General features: G+C 34.1%; 22 protein-coding genes and 1 riboswitch. Of the genes, 10 read left to right on the forward strand and 12 right to left on the reverse strand.

Annotated features, from left to right (window positions below; all coding sequences use genetic code 11):
• Positions 1-51: 51 nt before the first annotated feature.
• Both nagB and ABS764_RS12315 read right to left on the reverse strand, forming a co-directional pair.
• The gene (gene nagB, locus ABS764_RS12310; protein ID WP_408082101.1) at positions 52-1,965 is read right to left on the reverse strand and encodes a glucosamine-6-phosphate deaminase; all 1,914 of its coding nucleotides are present in this window, start codon (positions 1,963-1,965) and stop codon (positions 52-54) included.
• Between the two features lie 134 nt (positions 1,966-2,099).
• Positions 2,100-4,196: an alpha-L-fucosidase gene (locus ABS764_RS12315; RefSeq protein WP_408082102.1), complete on the reverse strand. Its 2,097-nt coding sequence runs from the start codon at positions 4,194-4,196 to the stop codon at positions 2,100-2,102.
• Between the two features lie 174 nt (positions 4,197-4,370).
• Here ABS764_RS12315 and ABS764_RS12320 point away from each other — a divergent pair, with 174 nt between their 5' ends.
• Positions 4,371-4,871 carry a tetratricopeptide repeat protein gene (locus ABS764_RS12320; protein WP_408082103.1) on the forward strand — a complete coding sequence of 167 codons (501 nt, stop codon included), beginning with the start codon at positions 4,371-4,373 and terminating at the stop codon, positions 4,869-4,871.
• Between the two features lie 60 nt (positions 4,872-4,931).
• Here ABS764_RS12320 and ABS764_RS12325 read toward each other — a convergent pair whose 3' ends face one another.
• Positions 4,932-5,453, reverse strand: coding sequence for a DUF4252 domain-containing protein (locus ABS764_RS12325; RefSeq protein WP_408082104.1), 522 nt, complete (start codon positions 5,451-5,453; stop codon positions 4,932-4,934).
• A 199-nt stretch (positions 5,454-5,652) separates the two neighbouring features.
• On the opposite strand from ABS764_RS12325, the gene ABS764_RS12330 reads away from it, so the two are divergent.
• Both ABS764_RS12330 and ABS764_RS12335 read left to right on the forward strand, forming a co-directional pair.
• Positions 5,653-7,107: a S41 family peptidase gene (locus ABS764_RS12330; protein WP_408082105.1), complete on the forward strand. Its 1,455-nt coding sequence runs from the start codon at positions 5,653-5,655 to the stop codon at positions 7,105-7,107.
• A gap of 57 nt (positions 7,108-7,164) precedes the next feature.
• Complete coding sequence (locus tag ABS764_RS12335; protein WP_408082106.1) at positions 7,165-7,785, forward strand: N-acetylmuramoyl-L-alanine amidase; 621 nt, start codon at positions 7,165-7,167, stop codon at positions 7,783-7,785.
• A 75-nt stretch (positions 7,786-7,860) separates the two neighbouring features.
• Here ABS764_RS12335 and ABS764_RS12340 read toward each other — a convergent pair whose 3' ends face one another.
• The 8 genes from ABS764_RS12340 to ABS764_RS12375 all read right to left on the reverse strand — a co-directional run bounded on the left by ABS764_RS12340 (position 7,861) and on the right by ABS764_RS12375 (position 15,797).
• Positions 7,861-9,792, reverse strand: coding sequence for a TonB-dependent receptor plug domain-containing protein (locus ABS764_RS12340; protein WP_408082107.1), 1,932 nt, complete (start codon positions 9,790-9,792; stop codon positions 7,861-7,863).
• A 100-nt stretch (positions 9,793-9,892) separates the two neighbouring features.
• Positions 9,893-10,219: riboswitch (cobalamin riboswitch) on the reverse strand.
• 96 nt (positions 10,220-10,315) lie between these two features.
• Positions 10,316-10,837, reverse strand: a complete 522-nt coding sequence (cobC, locus tag ABS764_RS12345) for an alpha-ribazole phosphatase (protein ID WP_408082108.1) — start codon at positions 10,835-10,837, stop codon at positions 10,316-10,318.
• On the reverse strand, positions 10,822-11,604 hold the full coding sequence (locus ABS764_RS12350) for an adenosylcobinamide-GDP ribazoletransferase (protein WP_408082109.1): 783 nt from the start codon (positions 11,602-11,604) through the stop codon (positions 10,822-10,824). The genes cobC and ABS764_RS12350 overlap by 16 nt, the downstream gene beginning before the upstream one ends.
• A 164-nt stretch (positions 11,605-11,768) precedes the next feature.
• Positions 11,769-12,209 carry an IS200/IS605 family transposase gene (gene tnpA, locus ABS764_RS12355; protein WP_456264508.1) on the reverse strand — a complete coding sequence of 147 codons (441 nt, stop codon included), beginning with the start codon at positions 12,207-12,209 and terminating at the stop codon, positions 11,769-11,771.
• Between the two features lie 183 nt (positions 12,210-12,392).
• A complete protein-coding gene (gene cobT, locus ABS764_RS12360; protein ID WP_408082111.1) occupies positions 12,393-14,069 on the reverse strand; it encodes a nicotinate-nucleotide--dimethylbenzimidazole phosphoribosyltransferase in 1,677 nt (558 codons plus the stop codon).
• Between the two features lie 95 nt (positions 14,070-14,164).
• Complete coding sequence (locus ABS764_RS12365; protein WP_408082112.1) at positions 14,165-14,806, reverse strand: Dph6-related ATP pyrophosphatase; 642 nt, start codon at positions 14,804-14,806, stop codon at positions 14,165-14,167.
• Positions 14,803-15,318, reverse strand: a complete 516-nt coding sequence (gene cobU / locus ABS764_RS12370; RefSeq protein ID WP_408082113.1) for a bifunctional adenosylcobinamide kinase/adenosylcobinamide-phosphate guanylyltransferase — start codon at positions 15,316-15,318, stop codon at positions 14,803-14,805. Before cobU ends, ABS764_RS12365 begins: the two co-directional genes overlap by 4 nt.
• 92 nt (positions 15,319-15,410) lie before the next feature.
• On the reverse strand, positions 15,411-15,797 hold the full coding sequence (locus ABS764_RS12375; protein ID WP_408082114.1) for a DUF5522 domain-containing protein: 387 nt from the start codon (positions 15,795-15,797) through the stop codon (positions 15,411-15,413).
• 71 nt (positions 15,798-15,868) lie between these two features.
• Here ABS764_RS12375 and ABS764_RS12380 point away from each other — a divergent pair, with 71 nt between their 5' ends.
• From ABS764_RS12380 to ABS764_RS12405, 6 genes are all read left to right on the forward strand, one after another.
• Positions 15,869-17,011 carry an ABC transporter substrate-binding protein gene (locus ABS764_RS12380; protein WP_408082133.1) on the forward strand — a complete coding sequence of 381 codons (1,143 nt, stop codon included), beginning with the start codon at positions 15,869-15,871 and terminating at the stop codon, positions 17,009-17,011.
• Positions 17,012-17,017: 6 nt separating this feature from the next.
• Positions 17,018-18,049, forward strand: coding sequence for an iron chelate uptake ABC transporter family permease subunit (locus ABS764_RS12385; RefSeq protein ID WP_408082115.1), 1,032 nt, complete (start codon positions 17,018-17,020; stop codon positions 18,047-18,049).
• Between the two features lie 404 nt (positions 18,050-18,453).
• The gene (gene lpdA / locus ABS764_RS12390) at positions 18,454-19,842 is read left to right on the forward strand and encodes a dihydrolipoyl dehydrogenase (RefSeq protein ID WP_408082116.1); all 1,389 of its coding nucleotides are present in this window, start codon (positions 18,454-18,456) and stop codon (positions 19,840-19,842) included.
• Between the two features lie 807 nt (positions 19,843-20,649).
• Positions 20,650-20,997, forward strand: coding sequence for a hypothetical protein (locus tag ABS764_RS12395; protein ID WP_408082117.1), 348 nt, complete (start codon positions 20,650-20,652; stop codon positions 20,995-20,997).
• A gap of 171 nt (positions 20,998-21,168) precedes the next feature.
• Positions 21,169-21,693, forward strand: coding sequence for a hypothetical protein (locus ABS764_RS12400; protein WP_408082118.1), 525 nt, complete (start codon positions 21,169-21,171; stop codon positions 21,691-21,693).
• A 156-nt stretch (positions 21,694-21,849) separates the two neighbouring features.
• Complete coding sequence (locus ABS764_RS12405; protein ID WP_408082119.1) at positions 21,850-22,374, forward strand: hypothetical protein; 525 nt, start codon at positions 21,850-21,852, stop codon at positions 22,372-22,374.
• A gap of 156 nt (positions 22,375-22,530) precedes the next feature.
• Here ABS764_RS12405 and ABS764_RS12410 read toward each other — a convergent pair whose 3' ends face one another.
• On the reverse strand, positions 22,531-22,740 hold the full coding sequence (locus tag ABS764_RS12410) for a hypothetical protein (protein ID WP_408082120.1): 210 nt from the start codon (positions 22,738-22,740) through the stop codon (positions 22,531-22,533).
• 346 nt (positions 22,741-23,086) lie between these two features.
• Here ABS764_RS12410 and ABS764_RS12415 point away from each other — a divergent pair, with 346 nt between their 5' ends.
• On the forward strand, positions 23,087-25,795 hold the full coding sequence (locus ABS764_RS12415) for a hypothetical protein (protein ID WP_408082121.1): 2,709 nt from the start codon (positions 23,087-23,089) through the stop codon (positions 25,793-25,795).
• Positions 25,796-25,816: the final 21 nt, after the last annotated feature.

Genomic DNA, 25,816 nt, shown 5'->3' on the forward strand with positions numbered 1-25,816 from the left:
AGTAACCCAACCAAAACAAAAGTTACCACCACTTATGTAGTTAAAAGAAAATTAAAAATGATAGCGCTTGAATGCTTCAATAGCAGCATATTCAGCCAAACCTAAATCATTGTATTTTTTTGCCGTAGCCCTGTTTCTGTCTTCAGCTCTTACCCAGAATTCTCTCGAATCATCTCCCTGAAACATTACACCATCTTTTTGAGACTGATGGTAAAAAATAGCATAACGCTTTTTAAGTACCTGATCCGGACTCATCGGTACAGCCATCTCAATTTCATAGGTTTCCCATTCATGCCATGCCCCTCGGTACAACCATACCCAGCAATCATCCATGTAGCTGTTACTTTTTAATCTTTTCAAAGCTTCAAACAAACTATCCAAACATACTTTGTGTGTTCCGTGCGGATCAGCTAAATCTCCGGCTGCATATATCTGATGTGGCTTTACTTTATCGATAAGATTACACATAATATCAATATCAGCATCGGTAAGATTTCCTTTTTTTACAGTTCCTGTTTCATAAAACGGAAGATCTAAAAAATGAACATTTTCATCCGGAACTCCCATGTAGCGGGTGGCGCCTAAGGATTCGCTTCTTCTGATTAATCCTTTTAATTTTCTGACTGCTACAGAATCAATATCGTTTTTAGACTTATTTTTTAAGAAATCAATAATACTGTCTGATTCTGTTGAAGCTGAATTTAAAACGGTAGAAACTTCAGCAAATTTCAGCGCTTCATCATTAGAAACAGCAATATTTCCAGAAGTCTGATACGCAATATGCACTTCGTGCCCCTGCTCTACCAGCCTGTCAAAAGTTCCTCCCATTGAAATCACATCATCATCAGGATGCGGACTAAAAATGATAATTCTCTTTTTAGCTGGCTCTGAGCGTTCCGGACGATAGGTATCATCTGCATTCGGTTTTCCTCCAGGCCATCCGGTAATCGTATGCTGCAAGGTATTGAACATCTTAATATTCAAATGATAGGCTGTTCCTTCTTCGGCTAATAATCCGGACATTCCATTATCATTATAATCTTTATCTGTCAGCTTTAGAATAGGCTTATTAGTCAGCCCGCTTAACCACACCACGGCTTTCAGTTTCAACTCATCAGTCCAGAGACATGATTTTACTAACCAAGGTGTTTTTACTCTTGTCAGCTCTGATGAAGCTTCTGTATCCAAAACAAAAGTTGTATTGTTATGCTCTTGCAAATATGTCGCAGGTACCTGAGAAGAAATTTCTCCTTCGATAGTCTCCTTAACAATATCCGCTTTACTGATTCCCCATGCCAGAAGCACAATGCGTTTAGCATTCTTTACTGTACCAATTCCCATTGTAATGGCTTTTCGGGGCACATTATCCACACCTAAAAAAGCCGGAGCCGCATCAACACGGGTAATATGATCCAGAGTAATACTTCTTGTGGCCGAATTAACGTGTGATCCCGGCTCATTAAAACCAATATGTCCGGTTCTTCCAATTCCTAATAACTGAAAATCCAAGCCTCCGTAAGAGTTGATTTTCATATCATAATCAATGCAATACTGACGCAGCTCCTCAGCACTTACTTTTCCGTCAGGAATATTAATATTTTCGGCTTTTATATCTACATGATTAAAAAGATGTTCGTGCATAAAATAAAAATAACTCTGAATGTTATCTTTATCCATTGGGTAATACTCGTCTAAGTTAAAGGTAACCACATTTTTAAAACTCAAACCTTCTTCTTTATGCATTCTGACAAGCTCTTCATATACCTTTATTGGTGAAGATCCAGTTGCTAATCCCAAAACACATGGTTCATTTAATTCTTCTTTTCTTTGAATCAAATTAGCTATTTCCTGCGCTACTAACAAAGAGGCTTCTTTAGACGAATCAAAAATTACATTATGAATTTTCTCAAAACGCGTTTCTTCAAACCTACCCGCTTCTTTAAAATTGATATCTTCTTTAATCATTTTTATTGTTGAATTAAATTATTAAGATAAAATTACACATCTTCTGTTCCGGAAAATTAATTATTCGACTAATAACCTATGTGCGTCGGCAAAAAACACAATTAAAAACATTAAGATTATTTTTAATATTCCAGTTATTCTTCTAATACATTTATTTCATTTATTGAAACTGTTTCTCCGCTTCCTATAGCTGATAAAGCTACGAAACGTAAATATCTTGCTTTAACGCTATCAAAAGTTTTAACTTGCTCAATTGGATTATTTTTTATGTTGGAAAATTCTCCCTGAGACTGTTTAGTCCATTTTTTAATATCAGTGCTGGTAAAAAATTCATAATTGGCTATCAAATTAAGATTGTTTCCCAGTTGTTGCGGAAGGTAACTAAAGCCTTTTATGTTTTTCACGCTTCCCATATCAATTGTAATTTCTTGTGGCAATGGATGTTTTTCATTCCCAAAAGCCCAGATAGTTTCAGGATTACCGTCAATAATTCTTTCCGCTGATTGAATATCACCACTGGAAACTGCAATTATTTTCCAATTCTCTTTAGATGCGCTGTATTTTACCGTTGCAACGGCACTGCGGATTCCTTCTGCTTCATTTCTGGCGATAGCTTTAATGGTTACTGCTTTTTCACAATTAAAAACGCCCTGATATAAGTTGCTTTTTTCCGAAGGGATACTTCCGTCGAGCGTATAATAAATCTGACTTGCTTCTTCGCTTTTTATAGTTATCGCTCCTTTACGATCTCTTTGTATAACCGGCATTTTTACAAAAGTGGGCGCATTATAAGCTTCTATGTTCGAAAGCAGCACACTGGCTTTAGCATCCAGAATATTTATTCTGATAGCAGAAGCAATTACTCTGTCCATTCTTAAAATTCGTTTATAACCAATAGTCGTTTCATTTGCGACTGTCTGCCATTTTCCATCCACTTTCGCTTCAACAGAAAATGCTTTGACCCGTTGCCCTGACTTTATATATTCCTGAAGCACAATTCTGTTAATAGCTGTAGGTTTTTTAAATTGAAATTCAACACTTGCTTTTATAACCTCATCATCAGTTGCCCAATACGTATTTTTATCGCCGTCAATCAGGTTTTTAGCACTAAACCGAGAACTGTTTGCTCTCACATTATCTGCTTTGGTTTTTGTATGGGCTAACAATTCTGTTTTAAAATCTGATTTTATAACAGCCACTAATTCTTTCAGTCTCTGAATATCATTTTGATGAATCAAACCTCTTTGATCCACAGGCAAATTGAGTAAAAGAGTCGCATTTCGGCCTATCGAATTATAATATATATCAACCAGTTCGTCCAGCGACCGTACTTTATCATCTTCAACAGCATGGTAAAACCATCCGGGTCTGATAGAAACATCAGCCTCACCGGGAACCCATTTTTCTCCATCTTCATGACCGGACATATAGTCTGTATAATGTACTTTCCCGGCTAAGTCATCTTTTTGACGTAAAAGACTCCAATTGGTTTTATTAGCATAACCTTCCTCATTTCCTATCCATCTTGCCTCAGAAGGTCCTATTCCCCAAACCAGTGTTTCAGGAGCTATTTTATATATTAACTTATAGGTTTCTTCCCAGTTGTAATATTCTAAAGTATTTATTTTTCTAATTTCATTGGCACCGCCATAATAGCCATCGCCTCCATTAGCCCCGTCAAACCACATTTCAAAAACATCTCCATAATTAGTCAGTAATTCTTTTAATTGATTTCTAAAATAAGTTACATATTCCGGTTTACCATAATCGGCACGACTTCTGTCCCAAGGAGAAAGATACAACCCCAGCTTAAGATTGTATGTTCTGCAGGCTTCAGCCAATTCTTTTACCACATCTCCTTTTCCTTCTTTCCACGGAGAGTTTTTCACAGAACGTTCCGTATAAACTGAAGGCCACAAACAAAAACCATCGTGGTGTTTTGCTACTAAAATAATTCCTTTCATTCCGGCCTCTTTAACCGTACGGGCCCATTGTTGTGCATCAAGAGCGGTGGGATTAAAAAGTTGCGGAGATTCGTCTCCATATCCCCATTCTTTATTGGTAAATGTATTTAGAGAAAAATGAATAAAAGCATAAAATTCCATTTCCTGCCAGTCAATTTGTTTTTGCGTAGGCAAAGGACCAAAGGGTTTGGGTTGGTTTTTTAGTTCCTGAGAATTACTAAATTGGATACCTAAAAAAAAGCTTACTATAAAAAAAATATTTCTCATCCGGTTGCTTGTAATGATTTATAAAACAATTTAATTATAAATTTAGAGTTATTTATTATAGCTGGAATCACTATTTCGACCAACAGCTGTTGAAAAAGGAGTTTTGTCATTTTTTCATTAAAAATGGCTTAAAAACCAATTTGAAATGATATTTTTATAAATAAAAAAAAGTCTATGAAAAATCTACTATTATTTTCCTTCACATTATTATCAATATGCGGATGGAGTCAGACTGCCGAGAATTATTTTGATCAGGCAATGAAAAAATCAAATGCGGGAAACACACAAGGAGCGGTGATGGATTATACTAAAGCCATCAATTTAAAACCTGAGTTTAGCCAGGCTTATTTAAACAGAAGTATGGAAAAACTCAAAATAAATGACCTTGATGGAGCCTTAGCTGATGCTAATAAAACATTAGAACTGCATGAAGACAATACGTATGCTTATACAACAAGAGCTAATATTTATTATAAAATGAAGAATTACAAAGCAGCTCTTCAGGATTGTAATATTGCTATTAAAAACAACACTAGTGATTATGTTGTTTATAATTTAAGAGGATTGGTTTACAACCATCTCAAAGACAAACAAAGTGCCTGCGATGATTTTTCCAGAGCTATGGGATTAGGTAGTGAGAGTGCTGCCAAAAACTTTAAAACTTTTTGTCATTAAAACTAACAAAGCTGCTTCATAAAAAATGAAGCAGCTTTGTTTCTTAAAACGGATTTACTATTATTTTTCAGTGAGTTTCTTTAACTCAGTACCTCCGGGAATTTGCATTTTATCTGTTAAGATTGAAATATCATTTAAATTAAAAAGACCTGTTAATGACATTAAAACTGAACGATTAATCCCATTTGCATCATCATCAATAAACATTAAAAATTCTTTCAGCTGATTACCGGAACGTTTTACATCTATGGTAACTTGTTTTCCATTTTCATTTACTTTCTTTAATTCCTCTAATGCAGCCGTTTTGATATAATTATCAGCAGCATCTCTCATTTTTTGAGCTGCAGCGGTATTAGTAGTTGAATACACTTTTAAATTATCTAAATTTTGAATTAACTTCAAATATTGATGTGTTTCTTTATCAGAAGCATCTACTTTTACTTTACTCATTAACTCGAACATTTTCTTATTTACAATTACGGAAACAATTTCTTCCTGTCCGTCAAACTGATCAAAAACCGTTTGCCCGTAGAATGTTCCGGAAGCAAAGGCAGCTACTAATACAATTAGTATTTTTCTCATTTTCATATCTTTATATTAAAATTTAGGTTCCTATTTAACTATGCATTACCATTTCTATGCCAAAAAAACAGCACAATTATAACTCTAACGTTAGATAATACGATTTATGCAAAAAATCTATTACTATTTTAATTAAAAAAGCAAATAATAAAACTAAAGATAGTATTTTTACGTTAATAGCCATAATCATTAACAAAATATGAACACTTTGTATAAACACATAATAGCACTGATTATCCCATTTTTGTTTTTGCAAAGTTGTCAGGATAATGATGATACCCTACCGGAACCAACAGCCATTGATGTCAACAATTTTATATGGAGAGGAATGAATTCCATGTACTTATGGCAATCTGAAATTCCTGATTTAGCCGACGACAGATTTACTTCTGGTGCCGAATATGAAAGTTATTTACAAAGCTTTTCTTCTCCGGAAAATTTATTTGAAAGTCTGCTGTATTTTCCTTCCAATCAAAAAAATATCGCTGATAATACTGTCGTAGACCGCTACAGCTGGATTGTTAATGACTATCTTTCACTGGAGCAACAACTACAGGGAACTTCTAAAAACAATGGAGTAGAATATGGTTTGAGTTTAGTTTCTTCAGGAAGTAATCAGGTTATTGGTTATGTACGTTACATTATTCCTGGTTCAGATGCTGCTACAAAAGATATTAAACGTGGTGAAATATTTTACGGAGTGAATGGAACCCGCCTCACACTAAGCAATTATCTTAGTTTATTAAGAAGTTCTGATCTGGATTACACCTTAAATTTTGCCGACCTTACTTATGACAACAATAGCAATCCTGTAATTACTCCTAATGGAAAAAGTTTAACATTGACAAAAACAACATTAGCTGAAAATCCTGTTTTTATCAAAAAAGTCATTAACAATGGAACTCATAAAATTGGCTACTTGATGTACAATGGTTTTTATGACAATTATGATTTAGAACTTAATGATGCCTTTGGGTATTTTAAAACCGAAGGAATAACTGATTTGGTATTAGATCTAAGGTACAATGGCGGAGGTTCTGTACTGACAGCTACCCGATTAGCCAGTATGATTACAGGACAATTTACAGGACAGATTTTTAGCGAATTGGCATACAATAACAAAAAATCTTTTCTCAACAGAAAGTACACTTTTACAAGTACTATTGACAAAGCGGGTATCAATAGTTTAAATCTTAACAGGATTTATGTTTTAACGACCAGAAGTACCGCTTCGGCAAGTGAACTCATTATTAACGGTTTGGATCCGTATATCAATGTAATCCAGATAGGAGATAATACTGATGGTAAAAATGTGGCTTCGGTTACTCTTTATGATTCTCCTACTTTTTCAAGAACTAATGCAAATCCTTCTCATCGTTATGCAATGCAGCCTATTGTTGCCCGTTCGGTAAATGCAGCAGGCTTTGGCGATTATTTAGAAGGATTAGTTCCTGAATATCCCTTATTTGAAAGAATTAGTACCATGGGAACTCTGGGAGAACCTAATGAACCTTTGCTGGCAACTGCCATTGGAAAAATTACCGGTACAGCTAAAAATATTCCACAAAAAACAACAGCTGATTTTCCTTTTATTGATGATTCTAAAACACTTAGAGGACTTAATTTGATGTATTTTAGTACAGAAGAACAATAATTCACAATCCATTTGAGTTTATAGCAATAAGAACCAACCATTTAAAAAACCAAGTTTATGAAAAAATTATTTTATTTTTTACTGATTATCACCATGATGGTGTCTTTTGGATTTGAAAAAACAACTGATGCAGTTGCAAAACCCATTAATGTTGTTATTGATGTAGCTCACGGTGGCAGTGATTCTGGTGCTGTTATAAAAGGTATAAGCGAAAAACAATTGGTGGAGCAACTTTCTAAAAAGATAAAATCCTCTAATCAGAATGTGCAGCTTCATTTCACCCGAAATGATGACAAAACTTTAAGCCTTCAGGAAAGAGCCGCATTCATTAATACTCTTAAGCCTGATTTAGTATTATCCATTCATATCAATTCTAATAGAGACACTAATAAGTCAGGACTTGAAATCTTTACTGCGCAAGAAGAAAATGAATTTTCTCAAAAATCAACAGAAATTGCACAAAAACTAAGTTCAAAACTATCTGAAAATGATTTTTTAAAAGGAAATGAACTTAGAAAAGCTCCTTTTTATATACTTAAAAAAACGAATGCTCCTGCTATCCTTATAGAACTAGGTTATTTATCTAATGAAAATGACTTTAAATATCTAACGGATACTAACACACAAAATAAAATTGCTAATTCTATTTCTGAATTCATTTCTGATTTAGGAAAATAAATCTAAGCTTTATAAAACAAAAATCCCATCTCCTTATTTAAAAAGAGATGGGATTTTTTAATTGTATCAGCGGTTTTACAAAGTAATATTCAATCCTAATTTAAAGTTTCTGCCTTTGGTACTAAAACCTCTGGCTTCTACAAAGTCTTTATTCAAAATATTATCTGCTGCCGCAAAAAGGTTTAGTCTGTTTTTAATAACGGTATAACGGATATTGGCATTTACTAATTGATAATCTTTCAGTATTTCTGAGTTAACAATAGTTTCAAAATCCGGCGCTGGTCCATAAGTACTATATTCTGTATATCTGTCAGAGACAAATTGATAAGTAGCACTAAAAGCTAAGCGGTCAGTTGCCTGAAAATCAATTGCCGAATTTACCTTATGCTTCGGGTTTAAAACTCTTGACTGCTTCTGCATTTCTGTAAAAGTGTAATTAGCACTCCATTTTAATTTGTTTGTCAATTGATACGAAAACATAGTTTCAAATCCTCTGGCTTTATTAATTCCTGAAATATTATAATATTCATAAGTACTCAAATCAAAACCAATAGCGTCAGTTTCATCTCTCAAAAAAGCTATAGATGTGAAAATCAGTTTTTTATTTAATAATTCTAATTCCACTCCTGCTTCCAGTGTTTTATCTTTTTCAGCAACCAAATTCTCATCACCATAAGAAGAATATAACTGATACAAACTAGGTGCTATAAAAGCGGAACTGTAAGAAGCCAATAATTTTATTGGTGTATTTGGTATAGAATACGAAGGATTTAAGTTAAAAACCCAATTATTTCCAAACATACTATGAATGGTATAACGTGCTCCGGCATTAAAATTGAATCCAAAATCAGAGTTATAAACTGCAGTTAAATAAGGATCAATCATATTAAAATTAGCTAATTCAGTACGAATATCTACATAATCACTTTTATTAGACATTTCATGAAATTGAAACTGAGCTCCGGTTACCAGAAATAATTCCGGTAAAATGCTGTATTTATTAAATAAATCGGCATTCACGCTTCTTGATTTATAATACGAAAAACTACCATAATTAAAAAGAGCCCTGTCCATTACATTTGCACTCGAGTTAAGGACAATTTCACCATTGGTGTACTTGTATTTTGGAGAAAAACCAATTCTGTATTGTTCTGAAGTGGCAAAATTCTCGATATTATCAGCAAAAGAACCAGCATCAAAATCATTTTTAATTTTATCATAACTGGCAAAGAAATCCAATGCTAATTTGTTATTTGGTGTAAAACCAAACTTTACAATAGAATTTACTCTGGAAAAATGATCAGCTTCAAAGTTTTCAGTATCCAAGGCCGGTTTAGCTTCAGAAATTCCGGTAGTTTCAGTACTGTTTAAAGAGGCAAAATAATTGAACTTCTCCGATTTTCCGTTAAATGAAAATCCCTGATTGTAATCCTGAGCTGAATAATCCTTATCCTTAGCTGTAGTCTGAGTTCCTACATTCATATACACATTTCCTGCAATGGATTTTTTAGCTGCCTTTTTCAAAGTAATATTAATTACTCCGGTAGCTGCCCCAGAACCATAAAGTGTACTGGCCGCCCCTTTCATTACCTCAATACTTTCTACCTGATCGGCTGAAAGTAAACGTAAATCATAGGACAAACTGATTCCGGAAGCATCGGTAACAGGAACACCATCAATTAAAATTAAAGCCTGATGTCCTCTTCCTCCTCTGATATAAAGACCTAAATCTTTCCCATTTCGGCTCTGATTCCCATTTACTTCTACTCCCGCAACTGTACTCAAAACTGAAGCTACTGATTGTCCGGGTCTCTTTTTTAAGTCATCAGCAGTAATCTTTACAATTACTTTTCCGGATTTTTCTTTTGGTAAAGCAAATTTAGAATCAGAAATAACCACTTCTTCTAATTCATTCGTTCCGGAAAGAACAATTCCTTTTTTTTGCGCCATTGCACAGGTACTTATTAATACGAATAACGCACTAATACGAACGATTTTTTGGTTCATTTTAATAAACATTTAATAACAGCTATTTGCTGTTACATGACTAAAAATGGGAGAAAAGCATAGAATGACCCCATACCCAAACCTTTTTTCCCGAAAGTTTGATACTCGATGTATTAGGCAGGTCTCCTGGCTTGCGTCTTGTTGTTTACCTTCCCATTCCATTTTAGATTTAGGATTTTTGATTTTAGATATAACTAAAATCTGAATTCTAAAATCTACAATTAAAACAGTGGTTTTGCAGATAACAACAAGCTTGATAGCTTACAGTTGCGGGTACAGCTTAGGATTTTTGATTTAGATATAGATTTACAATTTCTGATTGCTTACAATGCGGAAATCTGCTTTCTAATTTCTGTCGCCTTTCACCTAATTCCCTTTTAATGCTGTTTTCTCATAGAAAACAGCAACCTCAATACGGCGGCAAAGATAAAACTTAATTCAGCTAAAAATCAAATTTAAAGTACTATTTGGCCTTACTAATACAAAACACTAAAAATCAATTAGTTAAAAACATAAAACAAAATCACAATGTTATTTTTATCACTGCTCCAAAATCGACTTTATTAGTAAAAGCATCTTTCAAAGGTAAATTAGTCAGCTTGCACAAAATACTTCTAATTACTCCAGCATGAGTAACAAGCACTATTTTTTCTGATTCCTTTTTTGCAACAATTGAAGTTAAAAAATCACTTACACGCTGATGCAATACAACAAATGATTCGCCGTTAGGAACAGCGACATTTACAAAATCGTTCATCCAAGGGCTATAATCGGCTTTGGGAATGGCATTCCAATTTTTTAATTCCCAATCGCCAAAATGCATTTCCATTAGTCGGGAATCGGTAATAACTGTATCTGATAAATACTTTGCTAATTGGGTACAACGCAACAACGGACTGGAATAAACAATAGCGTCAGCAGGGATTTTAAGTTTAATTCCCTCAAATTGTAGTTCAAAAGGTGTTTTTAAATCAACATCACTTTGTCCGTAGCAAACGCCTTTTTCACAAACTGTCTCCGTGTGTCGGACTAAATAAATTTCCATAATGCAATTGCTGATAAATAAAAAACTACTTCGCAAACTTGCTGTGTTGCCCCCAAACAATCGCCAGTGTAACCATCAATCCATTTTTGGAAATAGCGAGCCAGAAAATAACGGAATATGAAAACAGGAATAACAACTAGCAAGATTTGTCCGTAAAAGAATGAAAGAGTAAAAAGTGGTAACAATCCAAAAAAGAAAGCCCCAACAACTTCTCTCCAGGTAAACTTTTGCGCTATGGGTTTGCTTTTACTTGTGGCATCTTCTCTGGAATATTCATGAGTAAAAACAATAGATACAGCAGCTAATCGACTTAAAGCATGTCCCGAAACAAACAACAATAAACCTACCACTATCGAATTTGCCTCTGCAAGTAACTGAACTACGCTCTGGAATTTTAACAAAAACAGCAATACCAAACCGATAGCTCCATAAGCTCCGATAGCACTGTCTTTCATAATTAGAAGAATCTTTTCCTTAGTCCATCCGCCACCAAAACCATCGCAAACATCGGCAAAACCATCTTCGTGAAAAGCGCCTGTAACCAGAATACTGGCAATCATTGATAAAATAACCGCTATTTCATTTGAAAAAACAAAAGCCGAAAGATAATAAATCACAAAGTTTATTCCGCCTACAATCCAGCCGATAAGTGGAAAATAACGGGAAGCTTTGTTTAAATAATCCGGATGATGATTGATATTTTTAGGACAGGGAATTCGGGTATAAAATAGTACTGCGGTAAAAAATATATGGAGTTCTTTTTTCATTTTGTTTAAATATCAATATCATTTTGGCTAAAGCCAATAAAATTCACAACCTACAAACCAACAGCTAAAGCTGTTGGCAATTCAAGCTAAAGCTCCTACCTTTGAATTGTCTCCAGCTTTAGCTGGAGAAACCTTGATTAAAATCATTAATGGCTTCAGCCAAACTATTTATCATTAACCTTCTTAAATCCATATTTATCAATGAATTCATCATATTCTTCCTGAAATGTTTTCTTTTTATGATGCTCTTCTTGATTTTTGATATAATCTCGAACTTTGTCAATAATCGATTCCGAAACAGAAACGGCAAAATATTCATCTTGCCATTCAAACTTTGCTTTAGTCAAACCGTTCTTATTTATCCAGAATGAAGACTCTCCTTTTATTAATTGCATTATTTTTTGAATATTTTGATCAACACCCAATGAAATAAGACAATGACAATGATCAGCATATCCATTTATAAAATCTATAAAAATCCCTTTTTGAACTGCATTTTCTCGTATATGCTGCCAAACTTTTTGACGCAATTCTATTGAATCTAAATAAGGAAATCTATTTTTAGTACTCCAAACACAATGAATATATACTTTAACAAAAGGCATAATTGTATTTTTAAATTGTTTTATTTTTTTGGCTAAAGCCAATGATTTATCTTTCTCTCTCCAAATTCATTAAAAAAATTCTAATTGCTTTAAATCTCGGAATATCAAATCTCCTTTTTAATTGCCTCCAGATTTATCTGAAGATTTCCAAATTTCTTTTATATTGGCTTTAGCCAAAAAAATCTACTTCTCACTCACTCCCGCACTTTCAAAACTAGCCATATCATTTAAAAAAGCCACAGCCGATTCTATTATTGGGAAAACCAAAGCACAGCCAGTTCCTTCGCCCAAACGTAAATCCAATTGTAAAACAGCTGGAACATTCAGATAATCCAATAATTTTTTATGGGCTTTTTCCGCTGATTGATGACTGAAAATGGCATTTTTTAGTATTTCAGGATTCTTTTTGTACGCGACCAAAAAAGCCACACTACAAATAAAACCATCCACTAAAAAAATCATATTTTGACGATAAGCCTCCAGCATACCGCCAGCCATTTGCAAAATTTCAAATCCGCCAAAATAAGTCAGATAACTATCTAGATCCTTTTCTCCATCGTAATTTACAATGGTTTTTCTAAGAATGTCTATCTTGAATTGTAATTTTTCATCATTCACTCCTGTCCCTCTGCCCACACAATCTTCAATAGAAAAATTACACAGCACACTCATTAAAACTGAAGCTGTAGCGGTATTTCCAATTCCCATTTCGCCAAAACCAACACAATTACTGCCCTGTTTTGCAAGGTTTGCTACAATTTCAGTTCCTTTGGTAAAACACAATTCCATTTGCTTTTTACTCATCGCCGGGCCGTTTAAAAATGAATGTGTGCCTTTGTCTATCTTAGCCGAAATAAGTGCTGTATTAGATGGAAAATCATAATTCACACCAGCATCAACTATTGAAAGTGCAATATTATTTTGATTGCAAAACACATTTATCGCTGCTCCACCATCCAGAAAGTTACTCAACATTTGGCGGGTAACATCCTGCGGATAGGCACTAACACCGTGCTGAGCAATGCCATGATCGGCAGCAAAAACCACAATGTGAGGTTTAGTTATTTTAGGTTCCAAAGTTTGAAAAACAGTACCAATTTGCAGTGCTATTTTTTCCAAAACACCTAAAGAACCTGTCGGTTTTGTTTTTTGATCTATTTTATGTTGCAAAGCAGTTATAGAAAAAGCTGCATTAGATTTTGCAACAGCTTTTACTTCCGTTTGTTTTTTATCAATTGCTGAAAGTTCGTTTATTTCTGTTATACAAAGTGCATCTGATTTTTGTTTCCAATGCAGCTGTTGTAACATGGGTTGGTTGTCATAATTGGTTGCAGGTTTGCCTACGCAAAAATATCCCAGCGGTTCAATATATTCTGGTAAACCCAGTATTTTTTTGAATTCGTAATAATTCAAAATCGAAACCCAGCCCATAGAATAGCCTTGCTCTGTAAGTGAAAGCCAAATGTTTTGCGCCGCACAAACCGCACTAAACTTTATCGCTTCATTACTCCCCACAGTTCCAATAGTGAAATGATTCAGCACCGAACGATCGTAACAAATTACCAATCCCAACGGAGCGTCCTCAATTGCTTCGAGTTTTAAATTTTGATATTGTTCCTTTTGGGATTCATCATCGGTACTTTTTGCTGCTTTTTTATCATATTCTAAAAATAATTCTTTGATGGCTTTCTTAACTTCAGCTGACTTGATAAGATAATACCGGGTTGCTTCGGTCAAACCAACAGAAGGCGCCCAATGTCCTGCCTGCAATGCTTTTTCAATAACAGCATCAGGAACGGCATCATTGGTAAAATGACGGGTATCACGACGGGATTTTATTATTTCGTCTAATGTTTGCATGGAATATGATATTTTTTTTCATCGTCTTAGCCCTCTCAGACTGAACTTGAAAATTTTGACTTAATTCTAATTTATGCTTTCTGAATACTGCTCACTTATTCCCAAACTACAAAACAATAGTCATTATGCTCTACAGTTTTAAAAGCGGGCAATGTTATTTTATCTGAAAATAAAGGACAATAAATTACCATAGTGTGAAACTCTCCATTTTCACCGCAAGGATCAATACCTTTAGCTGCTAATTCGAGCGCTAATTCTTTGGTTAGAATCTTTCCTAAATAAAATTCTCCCATCATTGTATTACAGGAAACAATCATCGTTTCTATCCCGCTTTCAATCATTTCATTCACTAAAATAATGCGATCTTGTTGCCATAAAGGCAAAATAGCTTCTAAATCAGCCGCTTTACAAACTTTCTCTTCCCAATCTCTGTGAGGCTGCAAATCGATATCTCCAAAAACGGCAGCATCTAACTCAAAATTGGCTTTCAACTTTTTTAAAATACCAATAAACTTTTCCTCATAATCGCCCCAGGTTGCAGGAACCGTTTCTATGGGCAATTGCATTTTTTGTGCCTGCTGATGCAAAATGGATAAAGGCAAACCATGCGAACGCGAAATCTTTCCGTTTTCATTCATCATATTCAGTAAAACCTTTGGCTTCAATCCTAGCTTTACTGCCTGCATCATCGCATAACAGCTGTCTTTTCCACCAGACCATGAGGTTACAAAATTCATAATCCTCCTTTTATCGTTACCGGAATTCCGGAAACCATTAGTACTACTTTATCTGCTTTTTGAGCTAAATACTGGTTCATCCAGCCTTGTAATTCGGTAAATTTTCGACCAATATGTGTATCAGCATGAACACCCATTCCTATTTCATTCGAAATAATGATAATAGTTGCATTGGGTTGATTGGCAACAGATTCAAATTCGGATTTGGCCTGAATCAAACTCGATTCCACATCATTTTTTGTATCTACAAAAAAATTAGTCAACCATAAAGTTACGCAATCAATCACAGCAACATGCCCTGAAAAATCAATTTCACTCAGAAACTTTTCTTTTTCAATATTAATCCAACGTTCGTCTCTGTCTTTTTGATGGCGGTCAATACGCTTCTGGAAATCATCATCCCATTTTCGTGCTGTAGCCACATACATTGGTCGTTCTGATAATTCTTTGGCTAAATTTTCGGCATAACTACTCTTTCCGGAGCGTTCCCCTCCTGTTACAAAGTAAATCATTTTAATTGTTAATGATAAATGGTTAATTATTAATTCTAATTGTTTTTTATAATGAATGTTTCTGTTCGCATAACTCATAACTCATAACTTTTTTAATACGGACAATGACGGCAACCATTGCCACAACAATTCCCTCTTTTGAGATGAAACCAGGCTTTGAAAACATAATTTCCGTTTTCCAGATAGTAATCAATTCCTTCTATTAAATGAGTCGTTTTGGGTAAATCTTTGGCTTTGTTATCTAATGCATTTTCCGGTGAAACCGTAGTTATGTATTCCTCAATTTTAAGCGAACAGCTCTTTTTAAAACAATTGGGACAAAGACAATCTCCTTCTTCGGAAAAATTAAAAATGGGTGGAAAATCATTGCACCAACATTTCTTCTGTTCCGAAATATCTCCGCAATCAAAGGAAGTTCCACAACCGGAACAGCATTTTAGCTTTATAGTATTCATGAGGTAAAGATACCATTTGTTCATTTTTTTATCCTAAAAAATAAACAGTAATTTTTACAATTTCATATACCTTTGCTTGCAAATAAATTTTGATGATGAATTCTTTTTATAATAAAATCCTGTTTATAATATTCTTTTTAAGTTTTACCGCTTGCAAAAAGAATGAAAAAACAACCTCTGTTTCAGCAGCAACTGAAAAAAATGAAATTGAATATTCGACGAATCTTTCTATTCATAAATACGATGGTTATTCGATAGTTAAAGTTTTAAACCCCTGGCCGGATGCCAATAAAGATTTTTTGTACATCCTCAAAGAAAAAAACACAGCCGTTCCAGACAGTTTACAAAAGTATACCCAAATCACAGTTCCTCTGAAATCCATTGTAGTGACTTCAACAACTAATATTCCGTTTTTAGAAATGCTGGGAGTTGAAAAATCCTTAGCGGGATTTCCCCATACCGATTATGTTTCTTCTGAAAAAACCCGTAAATTAATTGATGCCGGAATTGTTAAAAACGTGGGACAAAACGAACGCCTAAACATGGAAAAGCTGATTGATTTAGCTCCTGAAGCTATTATAACTTTTGGTATTGACAACAACAATCCGATGATTGCCAATTTAGAAAAAAATGGTTTAAAAGTACTCATTCAGGCCGATTGGATGGAGCAATCGCCACTGGGAAAAGCCGAATGGATTAAACTTTATGCTGCTCTATTTGGTAAAGAAAAAGAAGGCAAAATACTGTTTGACAATATTGTAAAAAGTTATAACGATGCTTTGCGATTAGTTGCCGGTGAAAAAGCTGAAAAAACAGTTCTATACGGTTCAATGTACCAAAACCAATGGTATGTGGCCAAAGGAAACAGCTGGGTAGCGCAATTTATGAAGGATGCCAAATCCAATTATTTATGGGCGGATACAAAAGGAAGCGGAAGCTTAGGTTTATCATTTGAAAATATATTAGAGAAAGCCAAAAATGCTGATATCTGGATAGCCACAGGCTCATTTAAAAACACGAAAGAATTAGGTTACAGCAATCCGCATTACGAGCAATTTAATGCTTTTAAAACTAAAAATGTATATACTTTTGAAAGTAAATTAGGTGCAACAGGAGGAACTGTTTATTACGAATCAGCCCCTAGCCGTCCCGATTTAGTTTTGAAAGATTATATCAAAATCTTTCATCCTGATTTACTTCCGGACTACCATTTTACATTTGTACAAAAACTAAATTAGTCTGACTTGAAAAATCAAAAAAGAAATACTATTTTATTCTTATACCTGATAACAGGGGTGCTTTTTTTGTTTTTTGCAAACATTAGTCTGGGATCTGTAACGATTCCGTTCAAAGAAATTTTTCAGAGTTTAACTGGCGGACAAGCCAGTAAATCTACCTGGGAATACATTATTATCAATTATCGTTTACCTAAAGCTATTACAGTCGTGCTGGTGGGAACCGGACTTTCAATAAGTGGTTTATTAATGCAAACCTTATTTAGAAATCCTTTAGCCGGACCTTATGTTTTAGGATTGAGTTCCGGTGCAAGTTTGGGAGTTGCTTTTGTGATTTTGGGGGCGGGCTTACTTCCCGTTTTTTTACAGCAAATAGTACTCTCGTCCTACGGAATTGTTTTAGCTTCAACGCTGGGGAGTTCCTTTGTATTATTAGCCGTTTTATTGGTTTCCGTGCGATTACGCGACACCATGAGTATTCTGATTGTAGGCTTAATGTTTGGCAGTTTAAGCACAGCCATCGTAGGAACATTAAGTTATTTTAGCACTGCCGAACAATTGCAGAAATTTACTTTCTGGTCGTTAGGAAATTTGGGAAACCTTTCCTGGACATCCATTAGCATTTTAGCCCTTTGTGTATCTGTTGGTTTATTATTGACTTTAGGCAGTATTAAATCACTGAATGCCTTGCTTCTTGGCGAAAATTATGCCCGGAGTCTGGGCATGAACTACAAGAAATCCCGATTGATTATTATTCTGGCCACCAGTATTCTGGCAGGAAGCATTACTGCTTTTGCCGGTCCAATAGCTTTTATAGGTTTGGCAGTTCCTCATATTGCCAAATTGGTTTTCCAAACCAGTAATCACAAGATTTTATTCTGGAGCAGTCTCCTTTTTGGTGCCGTTATCATGTTAATCTGTGATACTATCTCACAGGTTCCGGGTGGCGATATTACCTTACCAATTAATGCGGTAACTTCTATTTTTGGTGCGCCAATAGTGATTTGGTTGTTGCTAAGAAAACAGAAAATGGTGGGTTAATTTTCTTTTTATTCACTGATAATTTACCGCAAATTCGCAAATTATTTAATTTATTAAGATATTTCAAATTGGCGAATTTGCGGTAAAAAATTAAAGTTTAACCAACAACTCCTCACACAAAATCATTGACATATCTCTAAAAATATATAAGAAACCGAATCTATTTTGTTAGATTTTGAAAATTCAGGCTTTATAAACCGCATTCTGTTAATATTTTGTGCTTTTAGGAGTTTTAAAAACAGAATAAATCCTTAAATTCGCAGTCTCAATTAATTTAGAAATACATACAAGGTCAAAACTGCTTGTACAAATTTCATTTTGGACAACGTAAAAAATAAATTAGAATAAAAAGGCTTGAGCTTGCTCATTGCATTTCAACAATAAAAAACAAAAAATACATAGAAATGAAATACGACGTTATTGTTTTAGGAAGTGGTCCGGGCGGATATGTAACTGCTATCAGAGCATCACAATTAGGCTTTAAAGTAGCCGTAGTTGAAAAAGAAAATTTAGGTGGAGTTTGTTTGAACTGGGGTTGTATCCCAACAAAAGCTTTACTGAAATCCGCTCAGGTTTTTGATTATCTAAAACATGCTTCCGATTACGGATTGACGGTTTCTGAATTTGATAAAGATTTCCCTGCTGTAATTCAACGTAGCCGTAATGTTGCCGAAGGAATGAGCAAAGGAGTTACTTTCTTGATGAAAAAAAATAAAATTGACGTTATTAATGGTTTTGGAAAATTAAAACCAGGTAAAAAAATTGACGTTACTGACAAAGACAATAAAGTTACTGAATACAGTGCAGATCATATTATCATTGCTACCGGAGCTCGTTCTCGTGAGTTACCTAACTTACCTCAGGATGGTGTAAAAGTAATTGGTTACCGTCAGGCGATGACTTTACCGGAACAACCTAAAAAGATGATTATCGTTGGTTCAGGAGCAATCGGGGTGGAATTTGCTCACTTCTACAACTCAATGGGAACTGAGGTTACTATCGTTGAATTTATGCCAAATGTAGTTCCTGTGGAAGACGAAGATATCTCAAAAGAATTTGAAAAATCTTTGAAAAAATCTGGAATCACTGTAATGACAAACTCTTCTGTGGAGAAAATCGACACTAAAGGAAACGGAGTTAAAGCATTTGTAAAAACAGCTAAAGGAGAAATTGAACTTGAAGCTGACATCCTGCTTTCTGCTGTTGGAATTAAAACCAACATCGAAAACATCGGTTTAGAAGAAGTAGGAATTGCTACTGACAGAGATAAAATCTTAGTAAACGCTTACAACGCAACAAATATTCCTGGTTACTACGCTATTGGTGATGTAACTCCGGGACAGGCTTTGGCTCACGTAGCTTCTGCTGAAGGAATCAACTGTGTGGAGAAAATTGCTGGAATGCACGTTCAGCCTATCGATTACGGAAACGTACCGGGTTGTACGTATGCTACTCCTGAGATTGCTTCAGTAGGTTTAACTGAAAAAGCAGCCAGAGAAAAAGGATACGATTTAAAAATTGGAAAATTCCCTTTCATAGCTTCAGGAAAAGCAAAAGCTGCCGGAAATGCTGACGGATTTGTAAAAGTAATCTTCGATGCTAAATACGGAGAATGGCTAGGATGCCACATGATTGGTGCCGGAGTTACTGATATGATTGCTGAGGCAGTTGTAGCCCGTAAACTGGAAACTACAGGTCACGAAATCCTGAAATCAATCCACCCACACCCAACCATGAGTGAGGCTGTGATGGAAGCAGTTGCTGCTGCTTACGGTGAAGTTATTCACATCTAGTAATCGGTCAACAGTTAGAGACTAAAATTATAGAATCCGATTGGTGTAAACCAGTCGGATTTTTTTTTTTGGGTATTTTTTTTGGGCGTGCCCCTGCTTCCACTCCGTTCCATCAGCGTCGGGCTGTACGCTCCCGCTTTTATAGTTTCCATAAAGAAGGAAAACTATAAAGAGCTCCACTCCCATCCCTCACGCAAACGCTGATACAAGGAAAATTCTTTTTTAAACAGATTGTTTTGTAAGAATATTTAAATATATTTGAAAATAATAAAAGCGAAACAAACCTTCGCTAATCTACCCGATTTTGGGTGTATATACGAAGGTTTATTTCGCCTATATACTAGTTGTGCGTCAGTTTGCAGCAGAATCGCAGAAAAACATATATAAATGACAGAAAAGAAATCAAATAGAACAAATTGAAAACCTACAGATAAAAGATTTGTTGCTTTTATTGATATTTTAGGCTTTAAAGATTTAGTCTCAAAAAATAATCACGCCGAAATTTATGAGCAATTAAGTAAAATTTCAAAGACTAAAAAATTTTTAGAAAATATTGCTGAAAATGGAAAGCTATTAGAAAAATATAAAGATGCTGAAATTTATATAGTTAGTTTTTCAGACTCAATAGTTATTTTTTCTAAAAATGATGACATCAATAATTTCTATTTTTTCCTAATAGCTGTTAGATGGTTATTTGCTAGAACTATTGAAGCAAAAATACCAATTAAAGGAGGTTTAGCTCACGGAGAAATAAGCTTAAATAAATCAGAACAAATTTATTTTGGACAAGCAATTATTGACGCTTATATGATGGAAGAAGATGTCAATTATATTGGTGCTGTATCACACAATACAATAGATAATTACATAAATTTAAATAAAACTGAGCTTGAAAAAACTAAAGATAGATTAGATGAATTATTATTTGAAGATAAGACACCATTGAAATGTGGGAATCTTAATCATCTAAATTTGAATTGGTTTTCTAAAGCGTCACTTTTAAAAGAAGAACTTACAGACGAAGAAAAAACGAAAAAAATAAATGAATTAATTACACATTTTAAATACAATACTTCAGGTTCACCACGAAAATATATAGACAATACTATTGAATTTTTCAATAGGAATTATGAAAACAAAAAGATACTGTTATAAAAAAAACCAAACGCACAACAGCAGTTACAAGAAATGGCAAATTATGTGTTAAATTCACGTTCACGTTTCGGAAGAAATTTAGTAATAACCGAAAGTATTCGGTTACAAAGTTTGCAACTTCTTGTAGCTGCAAAACGTTACCAGCAAATTAACATATAACGAGTTAAAAATATGAAATTTGAATTAAATTTTGATGAAAATATTTATATAAAACAAATGGATTTGCTTCGTGATTTAGCATGGAAAGAAAAAATTGCATATTATAAAAACTCTCATTTTCTTGGTCTAACTTTATTAATAATCGGTTCTCTTATCACTTTTGACAGACCGAGCTTTTTTGGATTTGCATTTATACTTTTTGGATTAGGAATTTTAATCCCATACATCTATTACTATTTTAAAATAAAATCATCATATAAAGGATTTGAAGAAGTTAAAACTAAAGAAATTGAAGCGTGCCGAAGCATAACTAATTTTACTTATGAATTTACTGAAGAAAGCTTAATTACAAAAGTTCAAGAAACAGAAAGAGTCTTTGAATGGAAAGAATTTAGAACATATTTAATAAAAGAAGATAACTTGCTTATGATTACAAAAAAATACGAACCTTTAATCTTAGCAGAAGTAGAAGTTGGGGAAGAAAATTTTAAAAAAATATTAGATTTCGTTGAAAATAAAATTATTGTGAAGAAATAATCTGCTGGTAACACACGTCTTGCGCCATTTGCGAATTTAGTGGAATTACCGTTTTTTATCATATCTTCGTTTAGCCGAAAATACTCGTCTTCGTAAGTCGCAAACGGCGCAAGGCGCGAGAACGTTAGTAGCTATTGCAGAAACAAATTCTATAATATGGAAAGAAATCAAAATGTAAAAAGACTTTATTGGTGGGGTTTAGTTGGACTAATGCCAAACTTTGGTCTGATTGCGGGAATAATTTTACTTTGGAAAGGAATAGTAAAATACAAAGACCGCACATTGATTTTTATTGGTTCAGCTTGCATAGCTTTTACATTCATTTTTTGGTTATTTATTACAAAAATGATCGAGGAAAGTCCTGTGTTCAACGATGCTAATGTTGAATTTGCTAAAAATAATTTAAATTCATCTGTTAAGAGTATTGAATTTTATAAATATAAGTTCGGTGAATACCCTGAAAAACTTCAGCAAGCAAGAGAAAAAACAGAGTTTACTTGGGATCCTTTTTTGAAAGGCAATCAAAAGATGGGAGATTTACAGTACCAGAGAAGCAAAGATAAATACATACTATTTTCAGTAGGCGTTGATGGAATTCCTAATACGGCTGATGATATATTTCCTACCATAACTAAAGGAGATACGATAAAGTTTGGTTTGATAAAAAGCAACAGCTACTAACACACGCTACAAGCAATTTGGGTATTAGGCTTAATGGAAAAATTGGTTTTGTATTTGGGATAAAGGCCATATTTAAACCTCACACACTTACGCAAGAATCCCACTTATATCTAAAAAAAAAACGGCAAGTTAAATTAATAACTTGCCGTTTGTTTTTTATGATGCCAATGGCATTTTATAAAGCAATTCTATCAGGGGTTCGTGAATGTCTGAATTTTTATGTTTGTAAAGTTCAATTTTCAAACTGGATACAATAGTATTTCTCTTTTTTTCGTCCAGATTTTTCAATCTGCTTCTAAGAACGTCAACTGTTGGATATTTAAAAAGGGTCGATTTAAGTCTATTGATAATGTAATTTGAATCCATGGCTTTTATAATTAAATATTAATACTAATTGTTATTATTTACAATTGCCAAATTAGAGACGAAGCCATAAAATCCTGTTACATGATTATCGCATTAATTTATATAATTTTATAGACAGCTGTTGGATTTTGCTTTCCATAAAGCAGTTTAAAAATGAATCAGTTGTATTTATCGCCTCCACATCAATACGAAAAATCGTATTTATAAATGATTTTATTTTTATATTTGATACTTTTCAAAACAGATTTTGTTATCTGTAATTGAAAGATTATCAATCGATAAGAAATTCATTAAAATCAGTTCACAAGCGATCATGAAAAAATCATCCAATAAAACTGGTATAAATATGCCAACACTCCTTCTTCAGCTTTTACTGCTATTTCCACTATCTTTTTGGGCACAGGAAAATAACTGGGTTGTTTCCAATGCGTCTTTTGCTGAAAAAATTTATCTGCAATTGGATCGAAAAGTATATACTAACGGGGATACAGTCTGGTTTAAATGCATTGTTTCAAATGCTTCCGAACATATTCCTTCCTCTTTGAGCGGTGTGTTGCATGCAGAGTTAATCGGTGCTGATGAAGTGATACTGCAAAAAAAATTAATCAAAATAGAAAACGGAATTGGTCATGGGAATTTTGATTTAGATAAAAAAATACAAAAAGGCAATTACCTAATCAGAGCGTATACGCAATGGAATCAGAATTTTGATGATGCTTTTTTCTTTGAAGAATACATTCAGGTATTTCCAACAGAAAATCAAAATACGGCTGCAATTCAAAACATCAGACTAATCAAAGAAGAGACAGCCAGCGATCATCTGGAAGTAGTTTTTAATCCGCAGCTTATTGATTCCCTTCAAAAAAACAAATTAAACGTATATATCAGTGTTGATGATAAAAAAGACAGTTTGCTTATTAAAAAAGGAAAAAATGAGCAGTATATTCTGGACTATCCTATTGAAAAAGAAAGCCAGTTCGCAACTTTAAAAATAGAAACTGAAAACCAGAAAACGGCTTCCAAAACATTTGTTTTAAACCAGAAATATACAGACCTGCAATTTTTCCCGGAAAGCGGAGAACTGGTTCACGGACTGAATAGTAAAGTGGGTTTTAAAGCCACAGCTGCTACCGGAAAAGGAAAAATAATTGAAGGAGATATCATTGATGAACAGGAAAACCACATCACAACGTTTAAAAGTAACAGCCTCGGAATGGGAAGTTTCTTTATTACTAACGCAGATAGTTCTAAAAAATATTATGCCCGATTAAAACCTTCTCTGAAAGACAAATCTTTATATCCTCTACCTGATGTGGCTGCCAGCGGAACTATTTTATCCGTTTACAAACAAGGTAATAAAGTGGTGCTTAAAGCCCTATCCAACTACATGAAAAACGACAGTATTTTTGTTCGGATTTCATTTAGAGGAATTGATTTGTATGAAAAAAAGGTTCGCCTTAATCAGGGATTTTACCAGTCCTTAATCTCTACTACTGAAATTCCCGAAGGGATTATTGCATTTAGTATTTTAAACAATTCCAAAAAACCAATTGCAGAAAGACTTTATTTTAATGAAAAACCGGAAAGCCGGATAAAAATCAATCTTACTACTGACAAACAAAATTACAACAAACGGGAACGGACTAATCTTACTATTCAAACTACTCATAATAACGGAGAAGCTGTACATGCTAACACTTCTGTACTGGTCGTCAATAAAGAAGAATTAGGAAAGATGCAAAACCTGCGTCAAAATATCCTATCGTATTTTTTAATAGACTCAGAATTAAAAGGAAACATCGAAAATCCCGGTTATTACTTTAAGAATGACAGTAGCATGCATGAAGATTTAGAGGTTTTAATGCTTACCCAGGGATGGAGTAAATACAATTATTCGAAACCTAATAAATCTTCTCTAAGCATCAATCCTGAAAAATCGCTTACCGTATCAGGCAGAGTCAATAATCTTTTTTCAGCAAAAAAAGGAAAAAAAGATGTCGAATTAACCATGATGACTTCCGGTAGGGATAAATCATTTTACAAACAAAAAACAGACAGTCTGGGGAAATTTAAATTTGATTTAAATGACGAATACGGAAAAGAAATAGAAGTCCTTATCCAGACTGCCAATAAATCAGATAAAAAAATAAGCAATTCGGTTGTTTTAGACCAAAAAAAATCACCTGCAATTACTTTTGAACCTACTCAGGCTATTGAACAACCCGACAGCATTGTAGTGAAATTCATTGAAAAAAGTAAAAAACAAAAAGAAATCGATGAAAAATTCAATTTACAGTTTGGCGGTATTCTTTTAGATCAGGTAAAAGTGAATGCTAAAATGACGCCTAATAAACAAAAAGTAACAGAGAAATACGGCAAACCAAAAACCATAATCAAAGGAAAAGAAATTCTTTCCAAAGAAAAAAAATGGTCCTACGGATTATACAGTGTGCTGTTATTTAATTATCCCGATAAAGTAAGAATAGAAAGAATGCCGGATCAAAATTTATATGCCACAGTGAACAACGAAGCTACCCTTGTTCTTGTTGACGGTATTGTTATTCCGCATTATGATTATATGCATATTCCTAACATCTCACCGAGTGAAGTAAGTAGTTTTGAAATTATCGAAAATGCCAAAGGTTTTACCACATTGTATTGTGAGGTATTTAATGACCTTCCCAACTGTGCTTTTGTAGCTCCTCCCTGGGGAAATGTCATAGCGATTTATACCCATGCCGGAATAGGTCTTGGAGGTGCGCAAAAACCAAAAGGTTTAACCCAGACCACTGTTCCTGTCTTTGCTACAGCCAAAGAATTTTATGCTCCAAAATATGACAACATTCAGCCGGATGATTGGCAGCATACTGACATCCGCACACTGATACACTGGCAGCCCGTACTAAAAACAGATGAATCAGGTAAAGCATTTACTTCTTTTTACAATACAGATAACAAAGATGAAATGATGATCATCGTAGAAGCCATTTCCGACAAAGGAGAAATTGGTTATCAGGAACTTAATTATGAAATAAACGACAACATCAATAAATAAACCTGAAAGAAGAACTGATAA

This window comes from Flavobacterium plantiphilum (assembly GCF_046000495.1).
GTDB classification, from domain to species: domain Bacteria; phylum Bacteroidota; class Bacteroidia; order Flavobacteriales; family Flavobacteriaceae; genus Flavobacterium; species Flavobacterium plantiphilum.

Bases quoted from the DNA above. Each gene is read 5' to 3' on its own strand.
- cobC (WP_408082108.1), bottom strand. From the start codon at position 10,837: ATGGAAATTTATTTAGTCCGACACACGGAGACAGTTTGTGAAAAAGGC.
- ABS764_RS12325 (WP_408082104.1), bottom strand. From the start codon at position 5,453: ATGAGAAAAATACTAATTGTATTAGTAGCTGCCTTTGCTTCCGGAACA.
- ABS764_RS12340 (WP_408082107.1), bottom strand. From the start codon at position 9,792: ATGAACCAAAAAATCGTTCGTATTAGTGCGTTATTCGTATTAATAAGT.
- cobU (WP_408082113.1), bottom strand. From the start codon at position 15,318: ATGATTTACTTTGTAACAGGAGGGGAACGCTCCGGAAAGAGTAGTTAT.
- ABS764_RS12315 (WP_408082102.1), bottom strand. From the start codon at position 4,196: ATGAGAAATATTTTTTTTATAGTAAGCTTTTTTTTAGGTATCCAATTT.
- ABS764_RS12350 (WP_408082109.1), bottom strand. From the start codon at position 11,604: ATGAAAAAAGAACTCCATATATTTTTTACCGCAGTACTATTTTATACC.
- ABS764_RS12380 (WP_408082133.1), top strand. From the start codon at position 15,869: ATGAATTCTTTTTATAATAAAATCCTGTTTATAATATTCTTTTTAAGT.
- nagB (WP_408082101.1), bottom strand. From the start codon at position 1,965: ATGATTAAAGAAGATATCAATTTTAAAGAAGCGGGTAGGTTTGAAGAA.
- cobT (WP_408082111.1), bottom strand. From the start codon at position 14,069: ATGCAAACATTAGACGAAATAATAAAATCCCGTCGTGATACCCGTCAT.
- ABS764_RS12335 (WP_408082106.1), top strand. From the start codon at position 7,165: ATGAAAAAATTATTTTATTTTTTACTGATTATCACCATGATGGTGTCT.
- ABS764_RS12375 (WP_408082114.1), bottom strand. From the start codon at position 15,797: ATGAACAAATGGTATCTTTACCTCATGAATACTATAAAGCTAAAATGC.
- ABS764_RS12330 (WP_408082105.1), top strand. From the start codon at position 5,653: ATGAACACTTTGTATAAACACATAATAGCACTGATTATCCCATTTTTG.
- ABS764_RS12365 (WP_408082112.1), bottom strand. From the start codon at position 14,806: ATGAATTTTGTAACCTCATGGTCTGGTGGAAAAGACAGCTGTTATGCG.
- tnpA (WP_456264508.1), bottom strand. From the start codon at position 12,209: ATGCCTTTTGTTAAAGTATATATTCATTGTGTTTGGAGTACTAAAAAT.
- ABS764_RS12320 (WP_408082103.1), top strand. From the start codon at position 4,371: ATGAAAAATCTACTATTATTTTCCTTCACATTATTATCAATATGCGGA.
- ABS764_RS12405 (WP_408082119.1), top strand. From the start codon at position 21,850: ATGGAAAGAAATCAAAATGTAAAAAGACTTTATTGGTGGGGTTTAGTT.
- ABS764_RS12400 (WP_408082118.1), top strand. From the start codon at position 21,169: ATGAAATTTGAATTAAATTTTGATGAAAATATTTATATAAAACAAATG.
- ABS764_RS12415 (WP_408082121.1), top strand. From the start codon at position 23,087: ATGCCAACACTCCTTCTTCAGCTTTTACTGCTATTTCCACTATCTTTT.
- ABS764_RS12410 (WP_408082120.1), bottom strand. From the start codon at position 22,740: ATGGATTCAAATTACATTATCAATAGACTTAAATCGACCCTTTTTAAA.
- lpdA (WP_408082116.1), top strand. From the start codon at position 18,454: ATGAAATACGACGTTATTGTTTTAGGAAGTGGTCCGGGCGGATATGTA.
- ABS764_RS12395 (WP_408082117.1), top strand. From the start codon at position 20,650: ATGATGGAAGAAGATGTCAATTATATTGGTGCTGTATCACACAATACA.